This is a genomic window from Acinetobacter sp. BEC1-S18-ESBL-01 (assembly GCF_014169935.1).
Classification (GTDB): Bacteria; Pseudomonadota; Gammaproteobacteria; order Pseudomonadales; family Moraxellaceae; genus Acinetobacter; species Acinetobacter pittii.
Genome location: NZ_AP022302.1, coordinates 2,578,872 through 2,592,979 on the forward strand (window position 1 = coordinate 2,578,872; position 14,108 = coordinate 2,592,979).

Consider the following 14,108-nt stretch of genomic DNA (forward strand, 5'->3'; position numbering starts at 1 on the left):
CACATAAAGTTTATGTGAGGGCTTTTTATATTGTTTAGTCGACTTATGAAAATGCTATCTCTGCTCAATGCTCTTCTGAACGCGCCATCTCTGTGTTGATATAACTCATGATCATAGTGGTTAGCCCCTGTACCATTTCATCAAAACTAATATAAGGGTTTGGCAAAATAAGATGCCGTGCGACATTAAAAATTCCACTATTGATACAGATATAGGTAATTACGGGTAAATTATTAATTTTTAGGTATTTGGGATTATGCATCATATATTTCATGATGACTTCCATTAAAGCCTGTTCAATTTTGGGAATGTATTTGTCGTACTGCAATTCCCCTGCATAGCGCAAAACAGTCAAATAGCGGTCATTATTTTTCTTTAATAAATCACTAAAAGTATAAAAAATCATTTCAATGACAGGCTCTAACTCCAACTGTAAAATCGTCGGTGTAAGCTCTGTAATCATGTCCAGAATTTCCCGAACAAAAAAGTGATTCATCGCATCATAAATTTCTTCTTTATTTTTAAAATATTCGTATAAAGACCCGACACTCACTCCTGCAATTTCTGCAATATGACGTGTCGTGGTTCCACTCGGTCCATGAAGTGCCACCGCAATAAAACCTGCTTCAATAATCGTGTCGACAGTGACTTTGGCTCGAGTTTGACGAGGTTTACGCGTAGTCATACGATCTAATCAATAATCCGAACATAAAGTCAGATTAGCATGTAATCTAACTCGGTAGAAATAAAAAAACAAAATCCGAATAGTTGTCAAACTTAGGTGAAAAAACTGAGAAAAACAGATCTCAACTTATCAATCAATCGATGCTTTTATTTACTATTTTCCGAGATCAGGAATAAATTTAATTTGTTATATTTCAAAAATATAAATCAAATTTATTTAAAATTATTATTACAAAGAATGTCTATAAAATACTTTTATATATTTAAAAATTTACCCGAATTGAATCCGAACATAATGTCAGATTAATATGAAAAAATTAAAGAAGAGTCATTCAGCAGCTCTTGTCTGCCTCGGTTCTTCTTCCGTTATTCAGCCAAATAATCAAACAAATAACGGAGCAACAACACCGTAGTCAATACAGAGAATCATCTGTTTTTGAAAATGGAATTTTACAGTGCTTTGTTGATCATTGAGTTTATTGATTTTCATCAAAATGCACCACTACTTTGCCTCAGGGTGTCGCCATGATCTCGACCGCAGTTAAAAAATCATTCAACAAACTTAAATTTCAGCGTGAAATTGAGCTACCAGATTTTGCTAGCAAAAGCTCAATTCCAATCAGACATTTAAATATTGGTTTTGATGGTAAAGAAATTGATGTCAGATTCTATATGGACAATCAATTTGCTACTTTGTTTTTTGCCACACTCTCAGTGTTTTTAACTTATGGCGAAGATCTGGTTATTGAAACCGCTCGCCATCACCGTGAATTTATCAAAGATCCAATATTAAAGCAGCGAGTAACGTCGTTGATTGGCCAAGAAGCAATTCATTCAAAATTGCACAATGAATATAACGATGCCCTTCAAGATGCTGAATATCCTGTTGCGCTATATCGTTTTCTTGGCTCAAACTTCTTTAAGTATGTTTTCTTAAAGTTTCCACAGCCACTCAAATTATCAATGATGGCAGGTATTGAGCATTTTACTGCGGTACTTGCTGAATACATGATGAAGCATGAAAAGAATTTCTATTATTCAGATGACGAAAAAAGCCGTGCATTGTGGATGTGGCATATGCTTGAAGAATCTGAGCATAAAGATATTGCCTACGATGTCTATCAACTTTTAAATGGTAGCTATGCACTACGCGCATCTGGTTTCTTCCTCGCGCTATTTACCATTTTAGGTTTAATCCCTGCGACTACATTATTTGTGCCTGTGTTAAGAAAGCCACAAGAGATGCTGACTTTGAAATTCTGGAAAGATGCTCGTCGCGGTGTAGGCTTAATCTTTGGTCCAAAAGATGGGGTTTTCGGTAGTACGATTGGTCAAATTCTTGACTACTTACGTCCAGACTTTCATCCGAATGATCATGATACAACTGAATATCTTGAGTATTACAAAAAGAAATTGCTGACCGAAGGCGGCGCAATTGCTCCTTACTTTGTTAAAGAATTTACCCCACCAGTACGCATGTCTTAATCGTCCTGCATTTCCAGCTATCAAAGAGGTAGCTGGTATCTCTTCAAGCTATTTATGGATGAATCATGATTTTATTTGGCAAAAAGAAAGTTAAACCAAGCCAAAAAGCTTATGCCGTAGTGACGGGTGCAGGCAGTGGGATTGGTCGAAGTTTTGCAATTGAACTTGCGAAACGTGGTGGCAGCGTAGTCTGTGCAGATATTAATCTGGAAGCTGCTGAAGAAACAGTAAAACTTCTTGAACAAGAAGGTGCAAAAGCTTTTGCTATGCGCTGTGATGTGGGTAATGCTGAACAGGTTAACCATCTCGCTGAAACTGCTGAAATCTTGCTTGGGCACCCTGTAACTCTTGTCATTAATAATGCTGGTGTGGGTTTGGGTGGTAAATTTGACGAACTCAGCCTAGAAGACTGGAACTGGGTCATGAATATTAACCTTTGGGGTGTTATTCACGGTTGTCATGCATTTGTTCCCAAGTTTAAAAAGTTAGGTTACGGCGCGATTATTAATGTGGCATCTGCGGCATCTTACACGGCTGCACCAGAAATGACTGCTTATAACGTGACTAAAGCTGGCGTACGTGCGCTTTCAGAAACGCTTTCTGCCGAACTGCGTAAGTTTAACATTAAGGTGAACGTGCTCTGCCCGACGCTGGTACCCACCAATATCATTAAAAATGGTCGCATTCCGGGACGCTATTCAAAACTGGCAGACCATGCACTGATGAACTATGCGCTCACCACAAGTGATGATGTTGCAAGATTAACACTTAATCGCCTTGATCAGGATGAGATGTATACCATTCCTCAAATTGATGCGAAGTTATTCTGGCTAATGAAACGTGCATCCCCAAGCTTGTATACCAAGTTCCTTGGTACATCGTACAAATTATTTAAATAAGAAATTTATAGGTAGTACACATATGACTGCTCAAATGAAAACAAATGCATCAGCAAAAAAAGCTGTCAAATCACCAAGCCATATTTTCGATACTTTTATTGTGGGTGCGGGCATTTCTGGGATCGCTGCTGCCATTCGCCTAGATCAAGTTGGTTATACCAATTATAAAATTATTGAAAAAGCTAGCCGCGTGGGTGGAACATGGCGTGAGAACACCTATCCGGGTTGTGGTTGCGATGTACCTTCTGCTCTTTATTCTTACTCATTTGCACCAAGTGCAAAATGGAGCCATTTATTTGCGCGCCAACCAGAAATATTAAGTTATCTGGAAGATGTAAGTAACGAGTTTAATATTGCATCTAAAATTGAGTTTAACAACGAGTTGCTTAACGCAGCATGGGATGACTCACGTCATGTGTGGGTGCTTGATACCACTACTGGTCAATATTTGTCTAAAACCGTTATTTTTGCCACAGGTCCAATTACCGAAGCTCAAATTCCACGTCTTGAAGGCTTAGAAACATTTAAAGGCGAAATGTTCCATTCAGCAAAATGGAACCATGATTATGATTTAACTGGTAAACGCATTGCCGTGATTGGTACTGGTGCATCTGCCATTCAGTTTGTGCCACAAATTCAACCAAAAGCGAAAGAACTGTTTGTGTTCCAACGTACAGCACCTTGGGTATTACCAAAACCAGATACAGACTTGGGCGAGTTTAGTAAATCAGTCATTGCTAAATATCCGGCGATTCAGGCGAGCTGGCGTAAAAGTGTAGCGTTAACACTGAATGCAATTAACTTTGGTTTACGTAATCCACTTGCCCTAAAACCAGTAAATGTATTGGGTAAGCAATTACTTAAATTACAAATTAATGACCCAGTGCTACGTAAAAACGTAACGCCGAACTTTGACATTGGTTGTAAACGTATTTTATTCGCTAACAACTACTACCCTGCACTACAAGCACCGAACACCACACTCATTCCTCATGGTTTAGTGAAAGTTGAAGGCAACACAGTGGTTGCTGAGAATGGTGAACGCCACGAAGTTGATGTGATTATTTGGGGTACAGGTTTTGAAGTATCTCACCCACCAATTGGTAAACGTGTCCACAATGAAAAAGGTCAATGTTTACAAGATATTTGGAAAGATAGTTCACCAGAGGCTTATTTAGGAACCAATATTGAAAATGTACCAAATGCATTTTTAATTTTAGGACCTAACGTACTGGTTTATGACTCTTTCATTGGTCTGGCAGAAGCACAGCTCGACTATATCGTAGATGGCTTATTGAAAATTAAAAACAAAGGAATTAGCAAGTTAAATGTTAAATCTGATGTGATTAAAAAGCATAATGATTTAGTACAAAAGCACTTACAAACAACGGTATTTAATAGCGGCGGGTGTAAGAGTTATTACCTTGATGCCAACGGTCGTAACTTTGCTGCATGGCCTTGGTCATTGAAAAAACTTAAACAACGTTTGAAAAAAGTAGATTTGAAAGATTATGAAGTGACGTATCAAACGACAAAAGCTCACTAATTTGTATTTTCGATCAAATCAGTTGTAAGAAATAGGCAGTGTATTTTAGGTTCTCATGAAATACACTGCCTTCTTCGTTGAATATCTTCAAGAAATAAAAAAACAGGATAAAGATGAAAGAAGGACAATCAAGTCGTACTGCTGAAGCTGCTGCTGCCTTACGAGCCAATCATTTTCAAAATACACAGAACCCTGTATTTTCTGACCCTTATGCTTTTGAGCTGACCAGTAAAGGCTGGAAAAAACTTCTCTCTAATTCACTGATTGTTAAAGTGATGAATTCTGCGGTTTTAAACCGTACTTTAGGTCTACTTACTGGACAAGTGGTCGGTCGCTCTCGTTATGCCGAAGATTTACTTGCTCAGGCAGTTCAACACAACACTAAACAATATGTATTAGTGGGTGCTGGCCTAGACTCTTTTGCACTACGCCAATCACACCATTACCCTGCTTTGAAAATTTTTGAAGTGGATCATCCTGATACTCAAGCGGCCAAACAGGCCAAGCTAAAAAAGTTAGGAAATATTCCTACTACCGTTGAGTTTGTCGCGATTAACTTTGAAAAAGAGTCTATTTCGGAAGCTCTGACCAGAAGTGTCTATGATTCATCTGCTCCTGCATTTTTTTCGTGGTTAGGCACAACGCACTATTTAAATCCGCAAACGACGTTACAAACTTTAAAAAGTATTGCTGAATTTGCTGCAAACGGTAGCGAAGTAGTACTCGACTATTCGACCGATTTTCAGGAATTAAACGGTATTGAGCGACTTGGAAGTATGGGGGTTGCGCAGTTTACTCATTTGCTGAAAGAGCCTTTATTGGGCCAACTTAAACCAAGAGATTTACATCAGGCCGTGGAGCAGATGGGATTTGAAGTGATCGAAGATCTTTCAGGTGAAGCCATTACTGAACGATATTTTAATGCACGGACCGATGAAATTCGCCACACCTCAGCAACACGGTTATTGCATTTGCGTTTAAAGAAATAAAGATACCTTGATTATTGGTTGTTAAGTCGCATGGCATGAGGTGTTTTCCCATGCCATCTTTTATAAGCATGAATAAAACTGGCAGGTTCGGCATAACCCAACCACTCGGCAATCTGTTCAACCGAAGCTTTTGGTAATGCCAAATATTGCTCAGCTAGAACTTGCCTTACTTCTTCACGTATCTGAATAAAAGTCATCCCCTCTAATGCCAAATGACGGCGTAAAGTACGAACATTTAAATGCAAACGTTCAGCCACGATTTGCATAGAAGGCATTTCCCCTCGCACATTCATAAGCTGCTGTTGCACTAAGGTTGTAAATTTATTTTGTGATTGGCGTTTTTCTAATATTTGACGGCATTGTTCTTCGGCTGTATGTAAAACTAATTCATTTGCCATAAGCAACTTTTGGTCTACTTTTTGCGGATCAAGAATTACAAAGCTTTTCGCAGCACCAAATTCAGGCATCACGCCAAATAAGTCCTGATAAGGCTTGGCATCACCTTTGAGTTGGAAAGAAAAAGCCAAATATTGGCAAAAATTATCTTGGACTAGATCGCGTTGTACCGTAATTAAAGCGGCTGCATCACGTTCAATAATAAATTGACGAACTGATAAAGGAATATCTTGCTCATCAATTTCGATGCGAACTCCCTGTGATGTATCAGATACATCAAAGCGGGTAAAAGCAAAGGTTAAAGTAAAATAGGTTAAAGCCAAATCTAGTGCTTCACGAATGCTAGCACTACTCATCAGAGCCATACCTAATGGCCCAAATGTGGTGAAATGATAACGTGTGCCCACTTCTAAACCTAATGTCGGTCTGCCTCCTAGTTGCTCAACCAAGTTATGAATGAGCTGTAATTCCTGATGGCCTGTCACCACCATATTAGGGTCGAGTAATTGTTGTTGGCTAAGCCCTGTCCCTTGCAAAATCGTCTGATAAGAAATGCCTGATTCCACCGCAAAATCAGCCATTAACCGAACACTATGTACACTGCGTTCAAAAGCCCATGCATACTTCACTGTATTGCTCAGAATGTCCTCGAATCACAATATTTTGTCCTCATCCATCCTCTAAATCAAGCAAATAAACGTCTATTCTGCATACAGGAAATTGCGATTTTTTCGCTCACTGTTTTTAAGGATTTAGAGCAGCCCATGTTTAATTCGTCGTCTAATTCAAATAAAAATGTACGCATCGCCATTATTGGCACTGGTTTTGGTGGTCTAGGACTTGCCATTCGTCTCAAACAAGCAGGTTTTGAACAATTTACGCTCTTTGAAAAAGCTGCTGATGTAGGTGGTGTCTGGCGTGACAATACTTATCCGGGCGCTGCCTGTGATGTGCCTTCTCATCTGTATTCTTTTTCTTTTGAACAAGAGCTAGGCTGGAAAAATCGCTACGGTACATCTCAAGAGATTTATCAATATTTACGTCACTGTGCCGATAAATATGACATTCGTCCACATGTTCAATTTAATACTGAAATAGCCAGTGCCAAATTTGATGCCCTGCAAGGTGTATGGCACATTCAAAGCACGACTGGCGAACAGTTTGAAGCTGAATTTTTAGTGGGCGCGGTAGGCCAACTTAACCGTCCTGCTTATCCAAAACTTAAAGGCATTGAAAACTTCAAAGGTAAGGCATTTCACTCAGCACGTTGGGATCACGACTATAATTTAACTGGCAAACGTGTTGCAGTTATTGGCACAGGTGCAAGTGCAATTCAGTTCGTACCTGAAATTGCTAAACAGGTTGCTCACCTAGACGTTTATCAACGCTCAGCGCCGTATGTTATTCCCAAACCGGATCGGATTTATCAACCTTTAGAGAAAAAAGCTTTCCGCAAACTACCGATTTTGCAAAGTCTAGACCGCGCCTTGCAATATGGACACCATGAAATTCGCCTACTTGCTTTTACAACTTCACTCAATGAAATGCCGTTGGTGGAATATTTATTCCAGCGCCACATCCGTAAAGTCGTTAAAGATGGGAAGTTACGCCACCGCTTAATGCCGGATTATCCAATTGGTTGTAAACGTATTTTAATCTCTAACCACTGGTATGAAACGCTGACCCAACCTCATGTTGATGTGATTAATACGGGCATTCAAGAAATTACCGAAAATGGCGTTGTAGATACGGAAGGAAATCTGCGTGAAATCGATACCATTATTTATGGTACAGGCTTTGCCGCAACAGAATTTATGGCGCCAATGCAGATTACAGGTCTTGATGGTCGTATCTTAAAAGACACATGGAAAGATGGTGCAGAAGCTTATCTCGGTTTAACTGTTAGCGGCTTTCCAAATTTCTTTATGCTCTATGGTCCAAATACCAATCTTGGACACAACTCAATTGTGTATATGATTGAAAGCCAAGTGAACTATATTTTAGATGCCATCCAGACCACCCTACAAAACAAACTTTTGTTCACCAATGTTCGTGCAGAAGTTCAACATGAGTTCAATCAAAGTATTCAAGAAAAAATGAAAAAAACCGTATGGGCTCAAGGCTGTACCAGTTGGTATCAGACTGCGGATGGAAAAAATACCAATAACTGGCCAGGTTTTACCCTTGAATATCGACAACGTACTCGTCGCTTCGATGTTGAAAACTACACTCAGGTTGCGGCTATTTCTTAAACAAGCTTCACCATAGGAAATGAGAAAAATAAACGGAGAATTTTATGAAGTCTTTTAAAAATAAAGTCGCAGCTGTGACAGGCGCGGGTTCTGGTATTGGACAAGCAATTGCTATAGCACTCGCAAAACAAGGTTGCCATCTGGCACTTTCTGATATTAGTGAAGCTGGGTTAGCCAAAACAGTCGAACTATTAGCATCCTATTCTGTCAAAGTCACCACTCAAAAAGTTGATGTGGCTAAGCGTGATGAAGTTGCAACTTGGGCAAAGGCAATTGTAGACGAACATGGCCAAGTTAACCTGATTTTTAATAATGCTGGTGTCGCAATAGGTAGTACGGCTGAAGGTGTGAGCTATGAAGATCTTGAATGGCTCATTGGTATTAATTTTTGGGGCGTGGTTTATGGCACCAAAGAATTTTTGCCTTACTTAAAGCAAAGTGGTGATGGGCATATTATTAATATTTCCAGTATGTTCGGCTTAACAGCTCAACCAACTCAAAGTGCTTATAACGCTAGTAAATTTGCCGTTCGTGGCTTCACTGAATCCCTACGCCAAGAACTCGATCTACAAAATGCTGGAGTGAGTGCGACCTGTGTGCATCCGGGTGGTATTCGTACCAATATTGCCAAAGCTGCCCGCATGAATAATAGCGTCCAGTCTTTAGGAATGGATCCTCTAAAAAGTCAGGATGCTTTCGATAAATTACTTCGCACCCCTGCTGATGATGCAGCTCAACAAATTTTAGAAGCTGTTCGTAAGGACCGCCGCCGTTTACTTATTGGAGCCGATGCGAAAGCCGTTGATGTGATTCAACGTATTCTGCCACAAGGCTACCAAAAGATTTTTGCAACTGCCACTGCCTTGCAAACCCGTCTACTCAACAAATCAGCAAAATAAAAACAGTGGTCAGCATACTCTTCATTTTAAGAGATGCTGACTGATATTAAATGCTTAGTATGAGTCCTTATTATGAAGCAGCTTCTTGCATGGACTATTCGTACCACACTACGTCCAGCTTTATCCCCTAAAACACCACTAAAGCTACAACGTTTTTGTAGCGATGCAGCCAGTGCAATTGTGCTTGGGCCACGTGGATATAAAACAAAAAAGCAAACCATTGCGCAAGTACCGACAGTCCATATTCAGCCCAAAAAGACTCAATCAGGACGTGGCATTTTGTATTTACATGGCGGAGGCTATGTGGTGGGTAGCTCAAAAAGTCATACCAAGCTTGCGGCGCAAATCGGACATGCAGCTCAAGCACAAGTCTGGTTACCTGAATATCGCCTAGCCCCAGAGCACACAAGCCCTGCTGCGATTGAAGATGTCATTGCTGTCTATAAAGCTCTTCTTGCTCAAGGACAAGACCCGAAAAAACTCGTGATCGCTGGCGATTCTGCGGGCGGCGGACTGAGTTTAAGTACTGCAATTGCAATACGAAATGCAGGGTTACCGTTACCAGCAGCATTAGTTTTACTTTCACCGTGGGTTGACTTAAGCCTAGCTGGAAGCACGATTAAAACTCATGCAGCTCAAGATGCGATGCTGTCAGAAGACTGGTTAGCTTGGTGTGCAAAAAACTATTGCGGACAAAATTCGGCAACCGATCCAACCTGTTCCCCACTCTATGCCGACTTAACTGGATTACCACCTGTTTTAATTCATGTCGGTACCGAAGAAGTTTTATTGGACGATGCAAAACGTCTCGCTGAACAAACCGAAAAGTATGGTATTCCGACGAACTTAAGGGTTTATGACCGAGTCGGACATGTTTTTCAATTCCACGCAGGTATACTAAACGAATCTAATGACTCGATTGAGCGCATTGGGCAATTCATTGATAAACATACACAGTCAATATAAAAATATCGCCAGAGAGGAGTCCTCGGCATGACAACAAACAATTATGACTATGATTACCTCATTATTGGTTCAGGCTTTGGTGGTAGTGTTTCTGCTTGCCGTCTAACCGAAAAAGGCTACTCTGTTGCTGTAATGGAAATGGGGCGACGCTGGGAAGCTAAAGATTTTGCTAAAAATAACTGGAATACCCGTCGCTGGATTTGGCGTCCGGGCATGAAACTTTTTGGTTATTTCAACATGCGTTTTTTTCGCCATGTCACCATTATTTGCGGTAATGCTGTAGGCGGCGGCTCAATCACCTATGCCAATACCTTACTTGTTCCACCTGAACATATTTGGGATGAAGGTACATGGGCAGATGCGGCGGACTGGAAAAATGAAATGCCACAGCACTATGCTGAAGCAGAACGTATGCTTGGGGTGACTGATAATAAAATTTTCGGTCCTGCCGATCAAATGCTTAAAAAAATGGGCGATGCAGTTGGTGTTGGACATACGTTTAAGCCGACGCGTGTTGCAACGTTCTTTCCACCCGAAGGTGAACAAGGTGGCAAGACCTATCCTGACCCGTACTTTAACGGCGACGGTCCAGACCGCGGAACTTGTACGGCATGTGGCGGCTGTATGACAGGTTGTAAACACAACGCAAAAAATACATTAGATAAAAACTATTTGTACTTTGCCGAAAAAAATGGTGCCAAGGTGTACGAAGAAACCAAAGTTGTTGACGTTAAACCACTCAATGGTAAAGCCGATGGCAGCGATGGCTATGAAGTTACGACTGAATGTTCAAGCTCATGGTTTAACAAACAACGCCGTACATGGCGTGTTCGTAATGTGATTTTCTCAGCATCTTCTTTAGGTACGCAAGAAATGCTGTTCCGTTTAAAACAGTCTGGTTCTCTGCCAAATATTTCTGATGATTTGGGTAATCGAGTACGTACCAATGCCGAGTCGATTTTAGGCGTTCGCTTTTTTGGTAAAGATGTCGACATGAGTAAAGGGGTTGCGATTGGTTCAAGTATTTACCTTGACCATGACACTCACATTGAAGCGACTCGTTACCAAACTGGCTCAGATGCCATGGGCCTTATGTGTACTTACATGGCTAAAGGTAAACCGGGTTGGACGCGTATCTTCTTTTGGTTATGGGCACTCATTTGCCATCCATTTATTTTCCTTCGCATGAGTAACCCTGTCAGTTTTGCACGCCAGACTTTAATTTTCTTGGTGATGCAAACAGCAGATGCCTCTATTAACATGCGCTTGAAACGTAATTGGTTCTGGCCTTTTGGCAAGGTGTTATCGAGCGAAGGTAAAAAGCTACCTGTGTATATTCCGCAGGCCAATGCATTTACCGAAAAAGTCGCCAAAATGTTTAATGGTCATCCAATGACGACTATTACCGAAATTTTGTTTAATGTACCTTTTACAGCCCACTGTATGGGTGGTTGCGCAATTGCTTCAAGCCCAGAGCGTGGCGTGGTAGATGGACAAAACCGTGTCTTTAACTATAAAAACTTATATGTTGTGGATGGTTCAATGTTAGGTGCAAATTTGGGGGTTAACCCAAGTCTCACTATTACAGCTCTTGCGGAACGTGCAATGTCGTATATTCCCGCTAAACATACTTTGGATGAGCAACAAGGTTATAGAGCAGATGCAGAAACCATAGAGATCACCAAAGCTTCTGCTTAAACTGCGAGTTGTTTTATAAAAAAAGCCTATTTAAAAATAGGCTTTTTTCCTTCGCTTTTTAAATTACATCGCTACGGCTTTAGCACGAGCTGCATGCAATTTTTTATAGCTCTCGATCAGACGTAAATGGCGATCAAGTCCTTCTAGTTTCATGCTTGTTGGTGTTAAACCATAGAAACGAACGCTACCATCGACAGAACCTAATACTGCGTCCATTCGTGTGTCACCAAACATACGGCGGAAATTAGTCAGGTAGTCTTCAAGCTCTAGTTCTTCATCTAACATCACTTCAAGCACCACGTTCATGCACTGATAGAACAAGCCACGCTCAACGGTATTGGTGTTGTATTGCAAGTAAGTTTCGACAAGCTCTTTTGCCTCTTCAAATTGTTGTAAAGCAACATAAATTAGCAATTTCAATTCTAAGATAGTGAGTTGACCCCAAACTGTATTGTCATCAAATTCAATACCAATGAGTGTGGTGATTTCAGTGTAATCGTCTAACTCGCATTCCTCTAAGCGCTCAACCAATGCCTCAAGCTGCTCATCATCCAAACGATGGAGATTTAGAATATCTTCACGGAATGAAAGTGCCTTATTTGTATTGTCCCAAATCAAATCTTCAACAAGATAAATTTCTGAATAATCTGGTACTAAAATACGGCAAGCAGTCGCACCTAAGTGCTCGTACACTGCCATATACACTTCTTTGCCCATCTCTTCGAGAATGCCGAACAATGTTGCAGCTTCTTCTGCATTCGACTCTTCGCCTTCGCCAGAAAAATCCCATTCAACAAAGTCATAGTCAGATTTAGAACTAAAGAAGCGCCAAGATAGCAAACCGCTTGAGTCAATAAAGTGCTCAACAAAGTTGTTTGGTTCAGTGACTGCATTACTTTGGAAAGTCGGTTGAGGTAAATCATTTAAGCCTTCAAAACTACGACCTTGAAGTAATTCGGTCAGACTACGTTCCAATGCAACTTCAAAACTTGGATGCGCACCGAAAGATGCAAACACCCCACCCGTACGCGGGTTCATTAAAGTTACACACATTACAGGGAACTGACCGCCTAGTGATGCATCTTTCACTAATACAGGGAAGCCTTGCTCTTCTAGACCTTTAATACCAGCAACAATACTTGGGTATTTTGCTAATACGTCTTCAGGAACATCTGGAAGTGCAATTTCACCTTCTAAAATTTCACGTTTAACAGCACGTTCAAAAATTTCTGACAAGCATTGAACTTGGGCTTCAGCCAAAGTGTTGCCCGCACTCATACCATTACTTAAGTACAAGTTTTCAATTAAATTTGATGGGAAATAGACAACTTCACTGTCTGACTGGCGCACAAAGGGTAACGAGCAAATGCCACGTTCTACGTTGCCTGAGTTGGTATCATATAAATGTGTGCCAAGTAACTCATCATCTGGGTTGTAAATCTCAAGACAATATTCATCTAAGATTTCTTTAGGTAATTCACCATTTGGACCCGGTTTAAACCATTTTTCATCTGGATAATGCACAAATTCAGCATTAGCAATATCTTCACCCCAGAACTGGTCGTTATAGAAGAAATTACAGTTTAAACGCTCAATAAACTCGCCCAATGCAGATGCCAAAGCACTTTCTTTAGTTGCACCTTTACCATTGGTAAAGCACATCGGAGACTGGGCATCACGAATATGTAACGACCATACATTTGGAACAATATTACGCCAAGACGCAATTTCGATCTTCATGCCCAAATTTGCCAAAATGGCAGACATATTGGCAATAGTTTCTTCTAATGGCAGGTCTTTACCTTGAATAAAAGTATGGGTTTCTGAAGTTAGACTTGGCAATAACAATGCTTGCGCATCTGCATCAATGCTTTCAACTTCTTCAATAATAAATTCAGGACCCGTTTGAATCACTTTTTTAACAGTACAACGGTCAATCGAACGTAAAATCCCTTGGCGATCTTTCTCTGAAATATCGGCTGGTAATTCAATTTGAATTTTAAAGGTTTGCTTATAGCGGTTTTCAGGATCAACGATATTATTTTGCGATAAACGAATGTTATCGGTTGGGATATCTCGAGCTGCACAATACACTTTTACAAAGTACGCTGCACACAATGCTGACGATGCTAAAAAGTAGTCAAATGGGCCCGGTGCCGAACCGTCACCCTTATAGCGAATTGGTTGATCGGCAATTACCGTAAAGTCATCGAACTTAGCTTCCTGTCGAAGATTGTCGAGATAATTAACCTTGATTTCCATGCTGGCACCTAAATATTTTTATGTGTCAGCAC

11 protein-coding genes are annotated in these 14,108 nt (G+C 40.5%); 8 read left to right on the forward strand and 3 right to left on the reverse strand.

The window, feature by feature from the left end; translation table 11 throughout:
- Window positions 1-64: 64 nt before the first annotated feature.
- The gene (locus tag H7R46_RS12220) at window positions 65-685 is read right to left on the reverse strand and encodes a TetR/AcrR family transcriptional regulator (RefSeq protein WP_002163161.1); all 621 of its coding nucleotides are present in this window, start codon (window positions 683-685) and stop codon (window positions 65-67) included.
- A gap of 524 nt (window positions 686-1,209) precedes the next feature.
- Here H7R46_RS12220 and H7R46_RS12225 point away from each other — a divergent pair.
- The 4 genes from H7R46_RS12225 (at window position 1,210) to H7R46_RS12240 (ending at window position 5,603) form a co-directional block, all read left to right on the forward strand.
- Window positions 1,210-2,169, forward strand: a complete 960-nt coding sequence (locus tag H7R46_RS12225) for a metal-dependent hydrolase (RefSeq protein WP_005070390.1) — start codon at window positions 1,210-1,212, stop codon at window positions 2,167-2,169.
- Window positions 2,170-2,234: 65 nt separating this feature from the next.
- Window positions 2,235-3,068 carry an SDR family NAD(P)-dependent oxidoreductase gene (locus tag H7R46_RS12230; RefSeq protein WP_017386375.1) on the forward strand — a complete coding sequence of 278 codons (834 nt, stop codon included), beginning with the start codon at window positions 2,235-2,237 and terminating at the stop codon, window positions 3,066-3,068.
- Between the two features lie 22 nt (window positions 3,069-3,090).
- Entirely contained in the window at window positions 3,091-4,614 is a 1,524-nt protein-coding gene (locus tag H7R46_RS12235) for a flavin-containing monooxygenase (protein WP_005070402.1), read from the forward strand.
- A gap of 113 nt (window positions 4,615-4,727) precedes the next feature.
- On the forward strand, window positions 4,728-5,603 hold the full coding sequence (locus H7R46_RS12240; protein WP_005070405.1) for a class I SAM-dependent methyltransferase: 876 nt from the start codon (window positions 4,728-4,730) through the stop codon (window positions 5,601-5,603).
- An 11-nt stretch (window positions 5,604-5,614) separates the two neighbouring features.
- On the opposite strand, the gene H7R46_RS12245 is transcribed toward H7R46_RS12240, so the two are convergent.
- Entirely contained in the window at window positions 5,615-6,628 is a 1,014-nt protein-coding gene (locus H7R46_RS12245) for an AraC family transcriptional regulator (protein WP_005070407.1), read from the reverse strand.
- Between the two features lie 135 nt (window positions 6,629-6,763).
- Between H7R46_RS12245 and H7R46_RS12250 the strand changes: the two genes are divergently transcribed.
- The 4 genes from H7R46_RS12250 to H7R46_RS12265 all read left to right on the forward strand — a co-directional run bounded on the left by H7R46_RS12250 (window position 6,764) and on the right by H7R46_RS12265 (window position 11,814).
- Complete coding sequence (locus tag H7R46_RS12250; protein WP_005070408.1) at window positions 6,764-8,251, forward strand: flavin-containing monooxygenase; 1,488 nt, start codon at window positions 6,764-6,766, stop codon at window positions 8,249-8,251.
- A gap of 44 nt (window positions 8,252-8,295) precedes the next feature.
- Window positions 8,296-9,150 carry an SDR family NAD(P)-dependent oxidoreductase gene (locus H7R46_RS12255; protein ID WP_005070410.1) on the forward strand — a complete coding sequence of 285 codons (855 nt, stop codon included), beginning with the start codon at window positions 8,296-8,298 and terminating at the stop codon, window positions 9,148-9,150.
- Between the two features lie 72 nt (window positions 9,151-9,222).
- Window positions 9,223-10,116, forward strand: coding sequence for an alpha/beta hydrolase (locus H7R46_RS12260; RefSeq protein ID WP_005070412.1), 894 nt, complete (start codon window positions 9,223-9,225; stop codon window positions 10,114-10,116).
- A 27-nt stretch (window positions 10,117-10,143) separates the two neighbouring features.
- Window positions 10,144-11,814 (forward strand): GMC family oxidoreductase, encoded by a 1,671-nt coding sequence (locus H7R46_RS12265; protein ID WP_005070414.1) that lies wholly within the window; start codon window positions 10,144-10,146, stop codon window positions 11,812-11,814.
- Window positions 11,815-11,877: 63 nt separating this feature from the next.
- On the opposite strand, the gene H7R46_RS12270 is transcribed toward H7R46_RS12265, so the two are convergent.
- The gene (locus H7R46_RS12270; RefSeq protein ID WP_182924210.1) at window positions 11,878-14,076 is read right to left on the reverse strand and encodes an OsmC domain/YcaO domain-containing protein; all 2,199 of its coding nucleotides are present in this window, start codon (window positions 14,074-14,076) and stop codon (window positions 11,878-11,880) included.
- Window positions 14,077-14,108: the final 32 nt, after the last annotated feature.